Source organism: Paraburkholderia dilworthii (assembly GCF_000472525.1).
Taxonomy (GTDB): Bacteria; Pseudomonadota; Gammaproteobacteria; order Burkholderiales; family Burkholderiaceae; genus Paraburkholderia; species Paraburkholderia dilworthii.
The window spans coordinates 48,560-67,158 of the sequence record NZ_AWZT01000023.1 but is presented as its reverse complement, the minus strand read 5'-3'; the positions used below and the strand labels follow the sequence as shown (position 1 = coordinate 67,158).

General features: G+C 60.8%; 18 protein-coding genes. 12 read left to right on the top strand and 6 right to left on the bottom strand.

Annotated features, from left to right (window positions below; all coding sequences use genetic code 11):
• The first annotated feature begins 45 nt into the window (after nucleotides 1-45).
• A complete protein-coding gene (locus F759_RS43360) occupies nucleotides 46-189 on the top strand; it encodes a hypothetical protein (protein WP_167334031.1) in 144 nt (47 codons plus the stop codon).
• Nucleotides 190-210: 21 nt separating this feature from the next.
• On the opposite strand, the gene F759_RS0120100 is transcribed toward F759_RS43360, so the two are convergent.
• Nucleotides 211-1,269 (bottom strand): nitrilase-related carbon-nitrogen hydrolase, encoded by a 1,059-nt coding sequence (locus tag F759_RS0120100; protein ID WP_027801466.1) that lies wholly within the window; start codon nucleotides 1,267-1,269, stop codon nucleotides 211-213.
• 61 nt (nucleotides 1,270-1,330) lie between these two features.
• Here F759_RS0120100 and F759_RS0120095 point away from each other — a divergent pair, with 61 nt between their 5' ends.
• The 5 genes from F759_RS0120095 to F759_RS0120075 all read left to right on the top strand — a co-directional run bounded on the left by F759_RS0120095 (nucleotide 1,331) and on the right by F759_RS0120075 (nucleotide 4,300).
• On the top strand, nucleotides 1,331-2,230 hold the full coding sequence (locus F759_RS0120095; protein WP_027801465.1) for a LysR family transcriptional regulator: 900 nt from the start codon (nucleotides 1,331-1,333) through the stop codon (nucleotides 2,228-2,230).
• A 79-nt stretch (nucleotides 2,231-2,309) separates the two neighbouring features.
• Nucleotides 2,310-2,645 carry an ArsR/SmtB family transcription factor gene (locus F759_RS0120090; RefSeq protein ID WP_027801464.1) on the top strand — a complete coding sequence of 112 codons (336 nt, stop codon included), beginning with the start codon at nucleotides 2,310-2,312 and terminating at the stop codon, nucleotides 2,643-2,645.
• Nucleotides 2,642-3,169, top strand: coding sequence for an SRPBCC family protein (locus tag F759_RS0120085; RefSeq protein ID WP_027801463.1), 528 nt, complete (start codon nucleotides 2,642-2,644; stop codon nucleotides 3,167-3,169). Before F759_RS0120090 ends, F759_RS0120085 begins: the two co-directional genes overlap by 4 nt.
• A 23-nt stretch (nucleotides 3,170-3,192) precedes the next feature.
• Nucleotides 3,193-3,609, top strand: a complete 417-nt coding sequence (locus F759_RS0120080) for a DUF1801 domain-containing protein (RefSeq protein ID WP_027801462.1) — start codon at nucleotides 3,193-3,195, stop codon at nucleotides 3,607-3,609.
• Nucleotides 3,610-3,631: 22 nt separating this feature from the next.
• On the top strand, nucleotides 3,632-4,300 hold the full coding sequence (locus F759_RS0120075) for an O-methyltransferase (protein WP_027801461.1): 669 nt from the start codon (nucleotides 3,632-3,634) through the stop codon (nucleotides 4,298-4,300).
• Nucleotides 4,301-4,303: 3 nt separating this feature from the next.
• Here the strand turns inward: F759_RS0120075 and F759_RS0120070 are convergent, their stop codons facing one another.
• Nucleotides 4,304-6,454 (bottom strand): tetratricopeptide repeat protein, encoded by a 2,151-nt coding sequence (locus tag F759_RS0120070; RefSeq protein ID WP_027801460.1) that lies wholly within the window; start codon nucleotides 6,452-6,454, stop codon nucleotides 4,304-4,306.
• Between the two features lie 212 nt (nucleotides 6,455-6,666).
• Between F759_RS0120070 and F759_RS0120065 the strand changes: the two genes are divergently transcribed.
• From F759_RS0120065 to F759_RS0120055, 3 genes are all read left to right on the top strand, one after another.
• Entirely contained in the window at nucleotides 6,667-7,068 is a 402-nt protein-coding gene (locus tag F759_RS0120065) for a DUF2946 domain-containing protein (protein ID WP_027801459.1), read from the top strand.
• 91 nt (nucleotides 7,069-7,159) lie between these two features.
• Nucleotides 7,160-9,592 (top strand): TonB-dependent receptor, encoded by a 2,433-nt coding sequence (locus F759_RS0120060; RefSeq protein ID WP_027801458.1) that lies wholly within the window; start codon nucleotides 7,160-7,162, stop codon nucleotides 9,590-9,592.
• Between the two features lie 57 nt (nucleotides 9,593-9,649).
• A complete protein-coding gene (locus F759_RS0120055; RefSeq protein WP_027801457.1) occupies nucleotides 9,650-11,167 on the top strand; it encodes a PepSY-associated TM helix domain-containing protein in 1,518 nt (505 codons plus the stop codon).
• Nucleotides 11,168-11,212: 45 nt separating this feature from the next.
• Here F759_RS0120055 and F759_RS0120050 read toward each other — a convergent pair whose 3' ends face one another.
• The 4 genes from F759_RS0120050 to F759_RS0120035 all read right to left on the bottom strand — a co-directional run bounded on the left by F759_RS0120050 (nucleotide 11,213) and on the right by F759_RS0120035 (nucleotide 15,367).
• A complete protein-coding gene (locus F759_RS0120050) occupies nucleotides 11,213-11,545 on the bottom strand; it encodes a DUF2322 family protein (RefSeq protein WP_027801456.1) in 333 nt (110 codons plus the stop codon).
• Between the two features lie 78 nt (nucleotides 11,546-11,623).
• Nucleotides 11,624-13,540 (bottom strand): SMP-30/gluconolactonase/LRE family protein, encoded by a 1,917-nt coding sequence (locus F759_RS0120045; RefSeq protein WP_027801455.1) that lies wholly within the window; start codon nucleotides 13,538-13,540, stop codon nucleotides 11,624-11,626.
• An 81-nt stretch (nucleotides 13,541-13,621) separates the two neighbouring features.
• The gene (locus F759_RS0120040; RefSeq protein WP_027801454.1) at nucleotides 13,622-14,263 is read right to left on the bottom strand and encodes a DsbA family oxidoreductase; all 642 of its coding nucleotides are present in this window, start codon (nucleotides 14,261-14,263) and stop codon (nucleotides 13,622-13,624) included.
• 96 nt (nucleotides 14,264-14,359) lie between these two features.
• Complete coding sequence (locus F759_RS0120035) at nucleotides 14,360-15,367, bottom strand: SDR family oxidoreductase (RefSeq protein ID WP_027801453.1); 1,008 nt, start codon at nucleotides 15,365-15,367, stop codon at nucleotides 14,360-14,362.
• Between the two features lie 167 nt (nucleotides 15,368-15,534).
• Here F759_RS0120035 and F759_RS0120030 point away from each other — a divergent pair, with 167 nt between their 5' ends.
• The 3 genes from F759_RS0120030 to F759_RS38030 all read left to right on the top strand — a co-directional run bounded on the left by F759_RS0120030 (nucleotide 15,535) and on the right by F759_RS38030 (nucleotide 18,596).
• Nucleotides 15,535-17,373, top strand: a complete 1,839-nt coding sequence (locus F759_RS0120030) for a thiamine pyrophosphate-requiring protein (RefSeq protein WP_027801452.1) — start codon at nucleotides 15,535-15,537, stop codon at nucleotides 17,371-17,373.
• Nucleotides 17,374-17,499: 126 nt separating this feature from the next.
• Nucleotides 17,500-18,129 carry a glutathione binding-like protein gene (locus tag F759_RS0120020; RefSeq protein WP_051377357.1) on the top strand — a complete coding sequence of 210 codons (630 nt, stop codon included), beginning with the start codon at nucleotides 17,500-17,502 and terminating at the stop codon, nucleotides 18,127-18,129.
• 95 nt (nucleotides 18,130-18,224) lie between these two features.
• A complete protein-coding gene (locus tag F759_RS38030; protein ID WP_051377355.1) occupies nucleotides 18,225-18,596 on the top strand; it encodes a hypothetical protein in 372 nt (123 codons plus the stop codon).
• Nucleotides 18,597-18,599 lie beyond the last annotated feature (3 nt).

The following is an 18,599-nucleotide window of genomic DNA, read 5'->3' as shown; positions in this document are numbered from 1 at the left end:
AGCACGGCCAACAAGAATCACAGTTTTCAATCTTCGAGACACGAAATGAGCGCTTTGACGGTAATTCTCTGCATCTGGGCAACGGTTGCGTTGTGCGCGGTGCTGTTCATTCGCGGCGCCACTGCGCGGGTCGAGCGCCCCAAAATGTCGACGCAACGCCGTCCGGCGCGCTTTTCAATCGCGGAATAAGGGCTCGGATGCGGACTCGCGCTAACCAATGGCGCGATTACGCCGGACCTGCGCGAAAGCGAGCGCAACCGCGCCTTTTCCGGAGACACTCCGTGCTTCGAAGTCCCTCGGGCTCAATGCCGAGCGGCTCAACATCCCATACAGATCCGGCCGACGGGCGTTAAGCCATTGACGGCCTGGGCTGGTCCTGGTCAGTCGGGCGTCGAGGTCGGCGGAGATCAGACAGCCTGTCGCCATGCAACTCGACGTCTCCTCCAACGTGCGGCCGAACGGATCGACGATCATTGCCGTTCCAGTCGTTCTCGGTTGCCCGGCGATCTCCGCACCATCGCTCACGACGATAAACATGCCATTGTCGACAGCCCGCGCAGCCAGCCAGCGGCGCAGCCACTTTCCCGCGTCGGGATCAGCTTGCGAACGCGGGGCATTCTCGCCGGTCGGACGACGAAGCGCCTCTTCAATCGAAACCGGCTGCGCCCACTCGCTCCCGTCACTGTCCATCCCATACGTTCGATGCGGCGCGATCAGCACGTCGGCGCCCATTAACGCAGTCATACGCATGTTCTCGACCAGATAGTTATCCGCACCGATCAGGACGCCGATGCGAACACCCGTCGGCGTATCGAAGACGGTGAAACGATCGCCGCTGCCGATCCGCGGATGCTCGAACGCATGCAGCTTTCTGTGGCAATGGCGGACGCCGCCAGGCAAGCACACTACATAGCTATTGAACAACTGCCCATCCGCGGCACGCTCGATCATTCCTACACCAGCGGACACGCCAGTTCGCTCCACTGCATCCGCAACTGCGCGGATCGAAGCACCGTCGAGTGTTTCAGCCAGCGCATTCAGTTCAGCGCGGCCGAGTTTCATCATGCTCGCGTAGCCGGCGATACAAGCCTCTGGAAACACGACCAGGTCAGTGTCGCGACGCGCCGCCAGCGCCAGCCAGTCCGCAATGCGCGCGACGTTTTGCGCGGCCTCACCGCGACGCGACACGAGCGGGACCGATGCAACGCGAAACGATGAAGCAGACGAAGACGGCATTTGCGCGGTCCAATGAAATGAGAACAGCTTCATTGGACCGCTCCATCATCGATACGTAAAATGAAACTTTTGGCGTGTTCGATTACTTCCGAGAATGGAACTCAAACTTCTACGGGCATTTCTGACGATCGCTGAACTGCGCCATTTCGGCCAGGCAGCGGACCTGCTGTGCGTAAGCCAACCAGCGCTCAGCAAACAGATCGCTGCATTGGAGGCGAGCCTCGGCGCGCGCCTTTTCGAACGCGGCCGGCATGGCGCGGAGCTCACCACTTTCGGCGCAGGCTTTCTCCCGGACGCTGAAGCGCTGATCCGCGATGCCGACGACATCCTCACGCGAGCACGCGAGGCGAGCAGCGGCACGCGTGGATTTCTGCGCGTCGGGCTGGGACTCTCCACGCTGACAGAAGTCCCGCAACTCGTCGCCGACTTCCGCAAGCGCTATCCGAACATCGGCGTCACGCTCAACGACCTGTCGTCAGCGGAGCAAACGCGGCGGCTTCTTTCGGGCAAGCTCGAGGTGGGCTTTCTGCGCTTGCCGGCCGAGGCAGGTCTTTCGAGCTTCCCCATGCTCGATGAAGCCCTCGGGCTCGCAATTCCACAGCATGCGCGGTGGAAACGCATTCCGTCGAACCTCGACGAACTGAACGAGGCGGGTTTCATCGCACTCGCGCGCGGACGTGGCCCGGGACTCGCCGCACAGATCGATCGGTGGTGCGCAGCGCATGGCTTTGTGCCCAACGTGATCCAGCATACCGACGACATCCAGACAGTGCTCGCCGGCGTCGCGGCGGGCGTCGGCGCGGCGTTTCTGCCTTCCCGCGTGCAATACCTGCTGCGCGACGCGAGAGTGCTGTCTTTGCGCGGACCAGGCGCTCGCTGGCGCGTCGGTCTCGCATGGCAAACCGCGCGCGACGACGCGGTTGTGAAATGCTTCGTCGCATTCGTTCAGGCGACGAGGAAGAACAAGCGGCTCGCCGGCGCGAAGCGAAGCTGAGATCACCGCAACGAATCGCCGGACTATCGCCAGTGCTCGCAGCTTGACACTTATATACTCAGTGAAGTATATAAGCAGTATGGACTCAACATTCGCCATCATTGCCGAGCCGAGCCGCCGCGCCATCCTCAGTCTGCTTGCATCTTCGGAGCAGTCGGTGGGGGATATCGAGGAGCAGCTCAAGCTCTCGCAGCCCTCCGTTTCAAAGCATTTGCGAGTGCTTCGAGACGCGGGCTTCGTAGAGTCACGCGTCGACGCGCAGCGGCGTGTGTATCGGATCAAACCGGAGCCGCTGATGGAAATCGACGCGTGGCTTGCTCCGTTTCGCCGTTTCTGGTCGGTTCATCTCGACGCTCTCGAACGTCATCTCGATCAGACCCATCCCCCAACACGCCGCAAGGAGAAAAAACGATGAGCAATCGTGATTCGTACAGGCCCGGCCTCGCCACCGGGGCCGAAGTTCAGAAAGACGGAGACAGGTGGACACTCGTCCTCGTGCGCGAGTTGCGCCATTCGCCGGATAAGGTGTGGCAAGCGCTCACGGACCCGGCCAGCTTGCGCGAATGGGCCCCATTCGATGCAGACCACAGCCTCGCCTCGGTCGGCCCAGTGAAGCTGTCCACGGTCGGCACGCCCGCGCCGCAAGTGTCCGAGACCCAGGTGACGCGCGCCGACGCGCCGAATCTGCTCGAGTATCGCTGGGGCGAGAACGACCTTCGCTGGCAACTGGAGGCCCTCGCCGACGGCACGCGGCTTACGCTGTGGCACAACATCGATCGCAACTTTATATCGATGGGCGCAGCCGGCTGGCATATCTGCTTCGACGTGCTCGACCGTTTCCTTGCCGACGACCCGATCGGACGTATCGTCGCCGGCGACGCAATGAAGTTCGAGTGGCCGCGTCTGAATACCGAATACGCGAAGCAGTTCGGCCTTTGAACCGGAAAGCTCAGGAGAACAATATGAACAGGTCCGCTTCGACGCAAAGCCAACCGGCCTCTGAGCTGATCGACAAAAGAATCTCGGATCTCGCGGACTGGCGTGGAACAACCCTGAGCGCAATGCGCAAGCTTATCAAGGAGGCCGATCCAGAGGTCGTCGAAGAATGGAAGTGGATGGGCACGCCTGTCTGGTCGCATGATGGGATCATCTGCACAGGCGAGTCGTACAAGTCGGTCGTGAAGCTGACCTTCGCGAAGGGTGCATCATTGGAAGATCCGGCGAAGCTCTTCAACTCGAGTCTCGACGGCAACGTGAGGCGCGCAATCGACATCCATGAGGGAGAAGAGATTGACGCGAATGCGTTCAAGGCTCTCATCCACGCCGCAATCGCGCTGAACACTTCCAGCAAGAAGCCGAGGACCAAGCGTGCGAAGTAGCTCCCAGCATTGAGGAGAAACGATGGATCAGAATCACTGGACCACGATCGACGATTATCTGACGAGCAGCCTCTTATCAGCCGACGCCTCGCTCGACGCCGCATTGCATGCGAGCACCGAGGCCGGCCTGCCGTCCATCAACGTCGCGCCCAATCAGGGCAAGCTGCTGTATCTGCTCGCGAAATTGCGCGGCGCGCGGCGCATTCTCGAAGTAAGCACGCTGGGCGGCTACAGCACGATCTGGCTCGCGCGGGCGTTGCCGCCCGGCGGTCAGATCATTTCTCTCGAAGCGAACAGAGATTACGCACAAGTGGCGCGAGAGAACCTGGAACGCGCGGGTGTGTCGGGCGTTGCGTCGATTGTGGTGGGCGCGGCCGCGCAAACGCTCGAAAAGTTCGTCGCCGATAGCGTCGAGCCATTCGACATGATTTTTCTCGATGCCGACAAGAAGAGCTATCCCGAGTACCTTCGCCTGTCGTTGCAGTTGAGCCGTGTCGGCACGCTTATCGTCGGCGACAACGTGATTCGCCGTGGCCGCATCGCGGAACATGCGAGCACCGATCCGGACGTGGCCGGCCTGCATGAATTTTTCAGGCTGCTCGGCACGAATCCCCGGCTCGACTCCACGGCGGTTCAAACGGTCGGGATGAAAGGATGGGATGGCTTTTCGATGACCCTCGTGACGGCCTAGCGGTTAATCGCGCGCACCGAATCGCGCAACGCACGCCTGTGTCACTCTCTCAACAGCCACCGCCCAGTCCTCGCCTCGCTCGCGGCGAAATAGCCGCAGCGTGTGCGGATACCACGGCGAATCGCTGCGCTCGTGCATCCAGCGCCAGTCGACATCTTTTTCCGGCAGCATCACCCAGCACGGTTTGCCTAGTGACGCAGCGAGATGCGCGGTCGACGTATCGACGCAAATCACCAGATCGAGTTGCCCGATGATCGCGGCGCTGTCGGCCAGATCGCTTACCATCGATCCTACGTGAAGCAACGGCTGAGCGGCAGGCGGGTTATGCGCTTCGTCCTCGCCCTGCCCTTTCTGCAGACTCACGAAGCTCACGCCGGCCACCCTCCACAGCGGCGCAAGCGTCGCGAGCGAGGGTATGGAACGGTTAGCGTCGTTATGATGCTTCGCGTTGCCCTTCCATACGAGCCCGATCTTGCGACCCGGCGGCAGCGCGTCGAGCAACGGCCGCCATCGTTCGGCGGGCGACGGATTCGCCGTGAGCCGAACAGGTCGCGGAATCGTGTCGACAGTCGTGCGCAAATGCAGCGGCGCGCTCAGCAGGCTCGTCCAGCAGTCGTAATTGGACGAGCCTGCCGCGGCCGTGTCGTGATCGAGCACGGCATCGATGCCGTCGACGCCAGCCATCAACCTGTGCAGCGCAGGCGCGCATGCAAACGCGATAAGCGCGGCGCCCTGCGCCTTGAGCAACGCGAAATAGCGGCTGAACTGAAGCATATCGCCGAGACCGTCTTCCTGCCAGACGAGCAACGATCGCCCCGATAGCGCATCGCCCTGCCACTGCGAACAACTCAGTCTCTGCGCAGTCTGCCGATGCACAAAGCCGGTTTGCCGGTAGCGGCATTCGTAAAGCCGCCAGCCTTCTTCGAAGCGCCCCATGCCGAGCAGCAGCACCGCCAGCCCGAAGCGGGCATCGCCGTAATCGGCCCGCAGCGCAAGCGCGCGACGATATGCGCTCTCCGCTTCGGGTAAGCGCTTGAGTTGCGCGAGGGCTGCGCCGAGGTTGTAATGCGCTTCGGCCAGATCGGGACAAACGCCGAGCGCCTGTTCGAAGGCTTCGACAGCTTCGGGCAAACGGTCTAGCAAGCGCAGCGCGCAGCCGAGGTTGTTATGCGCGGGCGCAATGGCGGGACTCAGGCGAACCGCTTCGCGGTAGGCGGCAACGGCCTCGTCCAGACGTTCGAGTTTGAAGAGCGCGATGCCGAGGTTGTAATAGGCCTCGGCGTAATCGGCGCGAACGGCGATTGCCTTGCGGTACGCCGCCTCGGCTTCGGCCAGACGCTCCAGATCGGCCAGTGTCGCGCCGAGGTTCACGTGCGCTTCTGCGTAATCCGGGCGCATGGCCAATGCGAGCCGGCACGCGAGTTCGGCTTCGGTCAGGCGCCGCGCCGCTCTCAACGCCCCCGCGAGGTTGTTCAATGCTTCCGGATATTGCGGCCTGATCGTGAGCGCCTCGCGATAAGCGGCATCCGCTTGCTCGATGCGTCCGAGATCCATCAGCACGTTGCCGAGATTGTTGTGCGCTTGCGCATGCGCCGGCAATCTGACGAGCGTCTGACGATAAGCCGCTTCGGCATCATGCAGACGCCGCAGCGCGTGCAGGACCACGCCGTGGTTATAGTGCACCTCGGCGTGCTCGGGGCGAAGTGTGAGCGCCCTGCGGTACGAGGCTTCCGCATCTTCATGATAGCCCTGCGCATAGAGCACCGCGCCCAGCTGATTGTGAGCGTCCGCGTGCTCGGGCCGCAGTGCGATCAGTTGCCGATAGATCGCCTTCGCCGCGGATAAACGTCCCTGCGCTTTCAACAGTGCACCGAAACTCTCATACACCTCGGCGCAGCCGGGCATCATGCGCAAACATCGGCGCCAGTAACGCTCCGCATCGTCGGGCTTGCCGAGACGGCATGAAGAGGCTCCCGCGATGTTGAGCGCGTCGGCCATTGCCTGAATCGTTGCATCGTCCAGCGCGCTTTCGTCGCGCTCGATCACCGGCATTACCGTCGATAAAGCCGCGGCAAAGTCATCCGCTGAATAGAACGCTATCGCCTGCAGGTTCAGTTGGGTAATCGAAGAAGCGAGCGTCTGCGTGAGAGTCATGAGTCGGGTACGGTTGCAGGTCTGGCGTCCGTGCAACGGACCGCCCGTGTTGCACGAAAGCCAACATGTACCACGCAGATTAAGCGATCCGGCGCGATTGTAACGGCGGGAAATGAGCCGATTTACACCGTCAATCCGCCGTCATAGCCGGGATCAGGCAGAAAAAACCGGTGAGCAGTGCTAGAATCGCCCGCGTTTCCATGCTCATCGCCATGACTCCACGTTCCCGCAACCGCCTGACCGCCTGGCTTGGCCTCGTCGCCATGTGGCTCGTCGTGTTCGCGCCGGTCGTGAGTCAGATGCTGGTGTCCAACCGCGCGGACGAGCCGATCGCCGCGCTGTGTTCGGCGTTGCAATCGGTGCAGCCCGGCGCGGCAAATCATGCCGGCCATGCTGATGCAACGGCCGTCCATCTCAGCCACGACGACGCATTCGGTGCTTGCGGTTACTGCCATCTGCTCCAGCATCACGTGGCAATGCCCGCCGTTGCGGCAACGCCAGCGCCGCTTGCCGTCGCGATCGCAGGCACTGCACCGCCTACTCTCTCCACCCGCTTCACACCACTCGGCGCGTTTCCTTCAGGACGCCCCAGAGCACCGCCCGTCGTTTCCTGATCGCCGTTGTTCCTGATCGCGCATTGGCTGCATTCGTCGCATCCGTCGACGGCGCGCGCGATCGACCGTTCAATGCATCAAGGAAACTGTCATGTTCATCTTCGCATTGCGAAGGCTGTCCGCTCGCGCCCGCTTAGACCGTGGCGCCGATACGCATCATGCCGTCCGCGCCTATCGCCGTTTTATATTTTCACGGTTGCCTCAGGCTTCCTTTCTGTCGTATTTGCCCGCATTGTTCCCGGCCGCTGTGACCGGGTTGACGACGTTGGCAGCGTCGCCCGTTCACGCCGAAACGGTCAGCGCCGATACGACGCTGCCCGCTGTGAGGGTGAGCGCGAATGGCACTGCAAACGAGACTGCTGCCACGCGTGCCGTCGATCCAAATTTGCCCGCCACGGTCGAGACGGTCACGCGCTATCAATTCTCCAACTGGAACGTCGTCAATACAGAAGATGTTTTGAAGTACATGCCGAACCTCGCGGTTCGCAAGCGTTTTATCGGTGACCTCAATTCGATCATCGCTGTGCGCGGCACCAGCAACACGCAAAGCGCGCGCGGTCTCGTCTATGCGGACGGCCTGCTGCTGAGCAATCTGCTCGGCAATAGCTATTCTTTTCCGCCGCGCTGGTCGATGGTGTTTCCCGACGAGATCCAGCAAGTCGATGTGATTTACGGCCCATATTCCGCGCTATACCCGGGCAATTCGCTTGGCGCAACGGTGCTGATCAGCACGCGCATGCCGAAGAAGTTCGAAGCCGAAGCCGACGTGAAAGCATTCACGCAGCATTTCAGTCTGTACGGCGTGAACCGTAACTTCAACGGCAGCGAAGCGAGCGCTTCGATCGGCGACCGAATCGGCAAATTCTCGTATTTGCTGGGTGTGAACCATCTGGAGAACACGAGCCAGCCGTTGCAGTTTGCAACGCTTGCGAAGTCGAGCACGCCGGCGAAAGCCGGCGATACACCCGTGACGGGCGCCTACTTCTACAACAACCAGACCAATACGCCGACTGCCATACTCGGCATCAACGGTGAAGGCATCGAGCACACGGTGCAAGACCAGTTCAAGCTGAAGATGCAGTACGACTTCACGCCGACACTGCAAGGCGGTTTCACGCTGGGCTATTGGCATCAAACGTATAACAGCCAGACGTCGAGCTTTTTGCGCGACGCGAACGGCAACCCGGTGTATGGCGGCAAGATAGCCATAGACGGCTACGAGTACACCGTTCCGGCAGCTGCGTTCGCGCCGAGCCTCGGGCATAGCGAGAACTGGTTGTACGGCGTGTCGTTGAAAACGCGCAACGCGACGGGCTGGAATGGCGAGGCGATCGTTTCCTATTACGACGTCGGCAATAGTGTCGCGCGTCTCGCGAATTCCGGCGCGCCCGGCAATGGCGCGGGCACCGTCACTTTCGGCGACGGCACCGGCTGGAAAACGCTCGACCTGCGAACCACGTACACACCCGCGTCGATGCAGGCTGGACTCGCGAATCACGCGCTGAGTTTCGGCTATCACTACGACAATTACTTTCTCGACAACGAAAGCTATTCGACGCTCAACTGGCGCGATGGCGCAGCCGCTTCGTTCGCCAATGCATTCGCCGGCAAGACCCAGACTCAGGCGCTCTACGCGCAAGATGCGTGGCGCTTCCTGCCGCGCTGGAAGTTCGTGTACGGCGTGCGTTACGAAGACTGGCGTGCGTACGACGGCTCGCAGGCCACGCCCGGCACCACCATTGGGCTGAGCGACGCCAGTCAGCGGCACTTCTCCCCGAAAGCTTCGCTTTCATTCGACGTCAGCGACGAATTAACGTTGCGCGCTTCACTTGGCCGCGCGTATCGCTTCCCGACCGTCAGCGAATTGTTCCAGGGACAAATCAATGGCTCGTCAATCGTCAATAACAACCCCAATCTGCAACCGGAGGACGATCTCTCCAAAGAACTGACTGCCGAATGGGCGCACTGGAACGGCATCTTCCGCTTCTCGCTCTTTCAGGACGACGTGAAGAACACGATCTTCAGTCAGACCGATACGACCGTGATTCCAAGCGTGACGAACTTCCAGAACATCGGCAAGGTGCGCTCGCGAGGCGTCGAAACAAGTTATGCGGGCGAGAACGTATTCGTGCGTGGACTCGATCTGCTTGCGAGCGTCGCTTATACGCAGTCGAAGATCATTGCCAACGCACAAAACCCCGCGAGCGTCGGTAAGTACTTTTATCGCATTCCATTGTGGCGCGCGAATATTGCAGCGACCTATCGCTTCGACGAGCGTGCGGCACTGACGCTTGCTGCGCGCTATTCCGGTCGCCAATACAACACGCTCACCAACACGGACACGAATCCGGACGTATTCGGCGGCACGAGCTCGTACACCGTGGCGGACGCGAAGTTCACGTTCAAGCCGACCAGGCTGAGCGAAGTGGGCATTGGCGTCGATAACATTTTCGATGCGCGCTACTTCGTCTATCACCCCTATCCGGGCCGGACCTTCTACGTGGAAGCGAAGCTGCGCATGTAATGCGCGGCTCCATGCAAAGCCGGAAGAACCAGATCATTTTTGCTTCAGGAGGATTTGATGTCCACCATCGTCCAACATAACGCCGCATCGGGCTCGACGGCCAACAGTAGCGGCTATCGCACCCTGTGGCGATGGCATTTCTATGCCGGACTGTTCGTGATGCCGTTTCTCATCGTACTAGCGATAACCGGCACGCTGTACTGCTTTCAACCGCAGATCGAACCGCTGCTCTATCCGCAGCTTCTCGTCGTTGAATCCAAAGGCGCGCCACGCGCGCCCGACGACGTGCTGCTTGCGCGAGCGCGTGCTGCGATGCCGACCAATGCCACTGCCGTGACCGCCGTTATCCCAGACGCGCCTGAGCGCAGCACGGAATTCATCTTCCGTCTCGCGGATGGAAACAGGCAGAGCGTCTATCTGAACCCGTATAACGGAGAAGTGCTCGGCACGCTGAGCGTCGAGCATCGCTTCATGCAGCTCGACCGGATGCTTCATCGCAAGCTGTTGCTCGGCAAGCCGGGCGAGTTGCTGATGGAACTCGCCGCATGCTGGACGCTCGTGATGATCGGCACAGGCGTTGCATTGTGGTGGCCTCGCGGAGCAATGCGAACACGCGATGCGCTGGTGCCGCGCCTCACGCTGACGGGCCGTCCGCTTTGGAAAAGCGTTCACGCGGTCATGGGCATCTGGCTCGCACTCGGTGCACTCGCATTCGTGTTGACGGGTCTTCCGTGGTCCGGCTCATGGGGCAAGCAGTTCAAGGCGCTTGCGACCGCAGCCAGTCTGGGCGCGCCGCCTGGCACATGGGGCGGCTTGCCGCTGCGCTCCGCACTGCCTGCCGCGGTACGCGGCCAGACGACGGCGACGCCAAGCGAAACAGAAGCTCATGCAACACATGCTGAGCACGAAGCACAGGCGGCGCAGAAGGACTCGATGCCCGGCATGGTGATGGACGACCTGCCGCTGCCGCAAACGCCGTGGGCCGTGGGCAATGCGCCAGTGCCCACCTCTGCCGATGCAAACGCAGCGAGCCCGCTGCCGCTCGGACGCATCGTCGCGCAAGCCGCGTCGCTCGGTGTGACGAACGGCTACACCATCGCCCTGCCTACGTCGGCGACGGGCGTATACACCTTGTCGTATTTCCCCGCCGACCCGCAAAAGGAACGCACGATCTACATCGACCAGTACAGCGGTACGGTGCTCAAGGACATTCGCTATGCGGACTACGGCGCGGTATCTAAAGCGGTGTCGTACGGCACGTCATTGCATATGGGCCGCTACTTCGGCGTCGCCAACCAGATTCTCTGCGCCGCAATCTCGCTCGGTCTCGCGATGATGGCCGTAACCGGCTGCGTAATGTGGTGGAAGCGCAGACCGCAGCGCTCACTCGGAGCGCCTTCACGCGAAAGAGTCGCACCGCCGATGCGCGGCTGGAAAACCGGTCTTGTCTTGCTCGGCGTCGTCTTTCCATTGATGGGCGCAACGCTGCTGGCAGTGTGGGCCGGCGACCGCGCACTCTTTGGCCGTGCTTCGCGGCGTGAGCGCGTTACGCCGTACGAATCGGCGGAACAGTGACACGCGTGGGCCTTCACGGCCCTTAATGCCCTGGTTCAGCAGCGTTCAAGCCGCCGGAATAACGTCGATGCGCAAAGCCGGCGCGCCCGCTGCGATCGCGAGAAGATGATCCACATTCGGATGAGCGCCGGGCCGAGTGCGTGCGTCTGCGGTATGTTCGCCGAACACCGCAAGACCATGCTCGGCCGCGTGGGCGTCGAGCGTGCCGAAAGTGTGCTGCAAATAGTTGTACACCGCGAGCGAGCCCTGCTTGCCCGGCTTGTTCTCGATGCTTGCCACGATTGCACCGTGCGTGTCGATCAGATCAATGCGCTCGATACCGTCGATCACGGGCATTTGCGCAAGGTTCTCCTTGAATACGTTGCTCGGCTGAATCACTGAAACCACTCCTTTAAGCAGGTAAATTGCCACGAGGGCCGTATCTTATCCGATAGCCCTGTTGCAGCAACGCACCGCTCACGGCGTCCAGCGGTGAACGATAATGCTCGACCCGTTGTAGTTGTCTTTCGTGATGACGTATTCACCGCTTGCCCGCACAAACGCTCGAAGCCCGTACATGGAATCGACATCGTTGCCGACATCCACCGTACCGGGGCTATTGTTGATCAGCGTCGTATCGAGTTGGCCGGTGGTGAGATTAAATGCGTCGATGTTCGGCACCGTATGCACGTACCCGACGAATAGATAATTGCCGGCCGCCGTAATCGACTTTGGATTGGCGCTGGTGAGTTTGATCACCTGCTGGGGTCGTGTGGTATTGCCCGCACTCCAGCCCTGATAGACCTCGATGCGCGATTGAATAGCCGTCCAGTCCCAACTGCCCGCAACGCCTTGCGCAAGAATCATCGTGTCGCTCTCCGGCAAATAGATGATGCGTGTCAACGGCCGGATACTCAGCGGAATGGAAATCGTGATTGCCGGTCCCCACAACGGTTTGCCATTTCCATCGAAACCTGTGAGCGGATAATGATAGATATGATTCGTTCTGTCGAGACCCGCCCACACGTCACCGCGGCTATCGATGCAAAAGCCCCCCGTTACCTTCACGTTTGTATTGAACGCGGGGCCGGGAATCGACCCGTCCGGTATCGCAATGTAGCCGCTTGCCGCGTTGAAATGATAGAAGTTGAACGTGTCGGGGTTCTGCCCTGACGCAACGAGAATACGGTTTCCTCCCACGCTGACGAGTTGACCGAAGTGCTGCCCCCGCTGCGTGTCGTTTATATTCAGGCGCGGGTCTGACGGATACGTGAACGGATCGACGGTATTGGCAACGAAGGTGCCGCCCGCGCTACCCGTATAAATGTGCGTGCCGCTGTAAAACCACGCACCATCTGTCGATGGGTCGGGTGCCGCGACTGCTTCGAAGTTGAGTGCCTGCAATTTCCATTTCAGATTGCCGGCGCTGTCGTATGCGTGCAGATCGGTCGGGCCATTGCGGCCGACGTCCCAGCCGCCACCCCACGGATTGTTGAGCACATACAGATTGCCTACTGCGTCCTTACCGATGCCGGCCACACGCGTGAAGCGCTTGTCGCCGACCTGGCCTTTGATTCCCGTGGTCGGGTCCAGATAGCCGCCCTGAATGCCGAACGTACCGGCCAGCGTCGGCGTGCCTGCCACGTTGTAGATCTTGATGTTCATGTCGGGACCTTCGTCGCCGACCATCAGCTGTCCCGTCGACGCATCGAAATACAGTGCCGACGGCCGCGATGCAGCGGGCATCTGGATCGTATTCAACGGCGCACCGCCCGCATTGAATTCGGCTACGACGCCCGCACTTTTTCGCGCGACCCACACATTACCCGCACTATCGAGTGCAAGTGCGCCGGGGCCGGATACGCTAATGTCTTGCTGCCAGACCCCGTCGGTCGTATAGACGCGGACACGGTTGCCGTAAAAATCGCTGACATAGAGCAGCGCGCCCGCCGTGGCGAGTCCGGTAATGACATCGGCGTGAGGTATGCCGGTCCATACGCTCACGGGGATACGAAGTTCGAGCGCTTTCGTCGCACGGTTATAGCGCCCCACGGAGCCGCTGCCGAACGACCTGTTGTACTGCAACGCGGTGAAAATCGACGTCGCATTTCCAGTTATGGCGCTGCCCTGAAAATCCGCGTGCGTGCCGATCGAGCCGATGCTCTGTCCGTTCTGATAAATTGCAACGCCGCCCTCGTTCTCGTCCCACAACGACGATGTATAAATCACGCCGTCGGGCGCGACCCACATCGAACGTGCGCCGTTGCCGACGTGCGCCGCGAGCGTGCCATAGGTATTGGCGAGCCAGTCGGTCGTGTATTGCGCGTGACACGCGCAGGCAAGCGCCATCAGCGCGAGGCCGAGCAACGCGGCGTGGATTCGTTTGGTGACCATAGACGCATGTTCTCCGACGGTACTTCGTTTACGTCGTAGCGGCCTGCTCGTGCGCAGGCGTTCGAGTTCGATAGTGCCGCGTTATGCTTCGGCGAGAATCTGCTGGATGACCTGCTCGAAGGTTTCGACAGGTTGTCCGCCGCTTACCAGATAGCGGCGATTGAAGATGATTGCCGGCACTGACTGAATGCCATGCGATTGGAACTCGTGTTCTTCCGCGCGGACTTCGTCGGCGTAGTCGCCGTTTTGCAGCACGCTGCGCGCCGCGTTGGCGTCCAGCCCCACCGTCTGAGCTGCTTCGACGAGCACGTCATGATTGCTCGGGTCGCGGCCCAGCGAATGATAGGCGCGCAGCAATTCAAGCTTGAGCGGCAACTGCTTACCTTCGAGACCGGCCCAATGCAACAGGCGGTGCGCGTCGAAGGTGTTATAGACATGCGTGCGCGGACCAAACTCGAAGCCGACGCTTGCGCCGCGTTCGCGGATTGTTGCTTGCGTCTCTTCAATCTGCTCGGGCGTGCGCCCATACTTCCTACCCAGATAGTCGACAATCGCCTCGCCTTCGGGCCTCATCTGCGGATTCAGTTCGAATGGATGCACGACGATTTGCGCATCGACCGCGTCTCCCAGCCGGGACAACGCGAGGTGCAGCGAGGAAAGGCCGATTGCGCACCAGGGGCACGCGATATCGGAGACGAAGTCGATTGTGAGCGGTTGGCGCATGGCTTTCCTAAGGGCAATAGAGACAGGCGTATTGTTACCGATCTCGGCTATTCGCGCCTGGCAGCGGGCCAGCAAGGAGCGCTGCCTAGTCGCGCCTTATGCGCCACGGTTCTTCCTGATCAGCAGACCGATGCCGCCAGCAATTCCGATGCCGGCCAACGCGCCCAATGCGCATAAAACGCCACGATGCCGGACCGCGAACATTTCCAGACTTGCGGATTTCGACTCGCTGTCAAAACGTCCATGCGAGCCGTAATCGCCGGGTACGGGATCGAACAGATTGCTGGGTGCGTCGGGGGCCACAGGTTCATCGCTGAGTTGCCCTTCGTAACCTGCTTTCGCGAGATATCTGTCGAGCAGTCCTGGCGCGATGTAGTTTGCAAGAATCGCTTTGACCGTCGGGAAGCCCACCCATACCTCGCGCCGCTTATGCGTTGCGGCGAAATAGATAGCCCGCGCGGCGACTTCTGGCTGGAAAATCGGCGCAACCGGCTTCGCCTTCTTACCCATCTTGTTGAGCGCCCAGTCGAACTGCGGCGTATTCAATGCCGGCAGGTCGACCAGGGTCAAATGCACGTTGAGCCGGTCGTGAATGATCTCGGAACGCAGGGCGTCGGTGAAGCCGCGAACCGCGAACTTGGCTGCGCAATAGATCGACTGAAGCGGCACTGAACGATAAGCGAGCGCGGACCCCACGTTGACGATCGTGCCGCGATTGCGTGTGCGCATGCGCGACAGCGCGGCCATCGTGCCATGCACCTGACCGAGATAGGTCACTTTGGTGCCTCGCTCGAATTCCTGCGCGGTGAGTTTCGACACGGGCGCGAAGACGGTGGCCATTGCCACGTTGACCCATACGTCGATCGGCCCGAGTTCCGCTTCGATCCGCGCGGCTGCTTCTTCCACCTTGTCCGCATCGGCGACATCGGTCGGAATGGCCAGTGCCCGCACGCCGTGGACGCGCTGAAGCTCGGCGGCGGTGCGCTCGAGCCGCGCCATATCGCGCGAAAGCAATGCCACATCGTAGCCATGCCGCGCGAATTCCTCGACAACCGCGCGCCCTACTCCCGCACCCGCGCCGGTAACGACGACAATTTTATTCATGGCGAATCCTTTGCACCGCGCGCACCTCGCACTTGTGCAGAACGGCATAGCAAAACGCGAGCCCGCTCCGGATGTGCATGGCAGCGCCCATTCTTTCTGAGTGAAAGAACGCGGAACGCGCTTTGCAACTCCGTCTGTATCACGACTACTTTTGTGAGGAGTTGTCCATGTCCATCACTGTCGGCGACTTCATTATCGAGCGACTCCAGGCTTGGGGCGTGCGCCGGATTTTCGGCTACCCCGGCGACGGCATCAACGGGGTATTTGGCGCGTTGAACCGCGCGCAAGCGGAAGCGAAGAAAAAGCATCGCAAGAGCACAGATCTACCGGCGCCAATCGAATTCATTCAGGTTCGTCATGAGGAAATGGCGGCCTTCATGGCATCGGCTCATGCAAAATTCACCGGCGAACTGGGCGTTTGTATCGCGACGTCGGGGCCCGGCGCATCGCATCTCGTCACAGGGCTCTATGACGCACGAATGGATCACATGCCCGTGCTCGCGATAACCGGTCAGCAGGCGCGCTCGGCGCTCGGCGGCCATTATCAGCAGGAGCTCGATCTCGTCGCGTTGTTCAAGGACGTCGCCGGCGCGTTCGTCGCGCAGGCCTCGGTGCCCGCGCAAGTGCGCCATCTCGTGGATCGCGCGATACGTACCGCACTTTCCGAGCGCAAGGTGACCGCGCTGGTTCTGCCAAACGATCTGCAGGATCTGCCTTACGAGCCGCCCGCGCGCAAGCATGGCACGTTGCATTCGGGTGTCGGCTATCGCGCGCCGCGCCTCGTTCCGCAAGCGGAAGATCTTCAGCAGGCCGCGGACGTACTTAACGCCGGCAAGAAAGTCGCAATACTCGTCGGCGCCGGCGCATTGCATGCAACCGATGAAGTCATCGCCGTCGCGGAAAAACTGGGCGCGGGCGTCGCCAAGGCGCTCCTCGGCAAAGCCGCGTTACCCGACGATCTGCCCTGGGTCACCGGCTCGATCGGTCTGCTCGGTACCAAGCCGAGTTACGACCTGATGACCGAATGCGATACGTTGTTGATGATCGGGTCGGGCTTCCCATACTCGGAGTTTCTGCCGAAGGAAGGCGCGGCGCGCGGCGTGCAGATCGATCTGAAGGCCGACATGCTGAGCCTGCGCTATCCGATGGAAGTCAACCTGGTCGGCGATAGCGTAGAAACGCTGCGCGCGTTGCTGCCTTTGCTCGAACAGAAACAGGATCGCGCATGGCGCAAGACGATCGAAGGCTGGATGGCCGACTGGTGGAAGACACTGGACGAACGCGCGCACGAACCGGGCAAGGACGCGGTCAATCCGCAACGCACGGTATGGGAACTGTCGCCGCGCGTTCCGTCGAATGCCATCGTCACGAGCGATTCCGGCTCCTGCGCGAACTGGTATGCACGCGATCTGAAAGTGCAGCGCGGCATGATGTGCTCGCTGTCGGGAGGGCTTGCGTCGATGGGCGCAGCCGTGCCGTATGCGATCGCCGCGAAGTTTGCTTACCCGGAGCGCCCCGTGATCGCATTGGTCGGCGACGGCGCGATGCAGATGAACAACATGGCCGAACTCATTACCGTATCGAAGTACTGGAAAGGCTGGGCCGATCCGCGCTGGATCTGCATGGTGCTGAACAATCAGGACCTGAATCAGGTCACGTGGGAACAGCGTGTGATGGAAGGCGATCCGAAGTTCGAGGCGTCGCAGGACATTCCTTCCGTGCCGTATCACAAGTTCGCGGAATTGATCGGTTTGAAAGGCATTTATGTCGACGACGCCGAGCAAATGGGCGCGGCTTGGGACACTGCACTAGCCGCCGATCGCCCCGTCGTGATTGAAGTTAAGGCCGACCCCAACATCGCGCCATTGCCGCCGCATATCACGCTCGCTCAGGCGAAGGCGTTTGCGTCGACGTTGCTGAAGGGCGATCCGGATGAAGGCAGCGTGATCGTGCAGACCGCAAAACAGGTGCTGGGCGCGGTTCTTCCGGGTCATCACGACAAGTAAGCGTGAAGCGCTGGGTGCCCGAGTAAATCGTTCACTGACGATTCTGCCGTTGCACCGCAATGGCAGGTTGCATTGCCGCCATCGCTTCGCGCGGCGAGCTGAGGTCGATGCCTTGAGGCATGCGCAATGCTGCGCGAAAGAATCGTCAACCGCACAAAGGAGGGCCACATCACGAAGCTCTATTACTCGCCCGGCGCCTGCAGTCTGGCCGATCACATTGCGATGCACGAAGCCGATATAAAGTTCGACCGCGTGCGCGTCGACCTCAAAACAAAAAAGACCGAAACCGGTCAGAACTTCGACGAAATCAACCCCAAGAGCTATGTGCCGACGCTCGAACTCGACGACGGTCAACGCCTCACCGAAAACGTCGCGATCCTTTCATGGGTCGCGCAACGCGAGCCGTCGCTATCACCGTCGGGCGAGTTGGGCGCAACGCGTCTGCTGGAAATGCTGGCCTTCATTTCAACGGAGATTCACAAGCAATTCGGCCGCGTATTCAAACCGACATCGGACGAGGAAGCAAGCGCCGCACGGGAAAAAATCGGTCAGCGTTTCCAGCTCATTTCCACGATGCTAAAGGGCGACTATCTGTTCGGTGCACAAGCGAGCGTCGCTGACGCCTATCTGTTCACCATGCTTTTGTGGGCCAAAAAAGTAAGCATCGAAGTACCGCAGAAACTCGCGGATTTCGCGCAACGCATGCGCACGCGGCCCGCTGTGCAACTGGCGCTCAAGCACGAAGGGATCGAGTGAAGGCGCACAGCGCGCGCTAAGCCCGCCGTTCGCCGAGGTGGGCTGCCGCTACTCGCGCGATCTTTCTGGAGATCAACGCGGGCATCATCCTGTTGATGATCGTCGCATTCTTCGCTCATGAAGCGACCGCGTTGTGGGACGTCAGCTACGCGGTTAGCGCGCGCAACGTGACTCCGCTCGAACAGCACGTTCACAGCTTTCTCGAACTGGTGCCGCTGATGGCGATACTGCTGGTAGTCAGTCGCCATTGGCAGCAATTTCAGGCGCTGCTGGGTATCGGCAGCGAACCTGCAAGCTTCGAACTGACTGCAAAGACGCAGCCGTTGCCGGTCGCCTATATCGTCACGCTGTTCGCGCTGATTCTGGTTTTCGAACTGCTGCCGTACCTCGAAGAACTATGGCACGGACTGCGCACTCGCCGACGCGGCTTTGCATCGGCAAGTGCGAGCGGTCGCACTTCGCCATGAGTC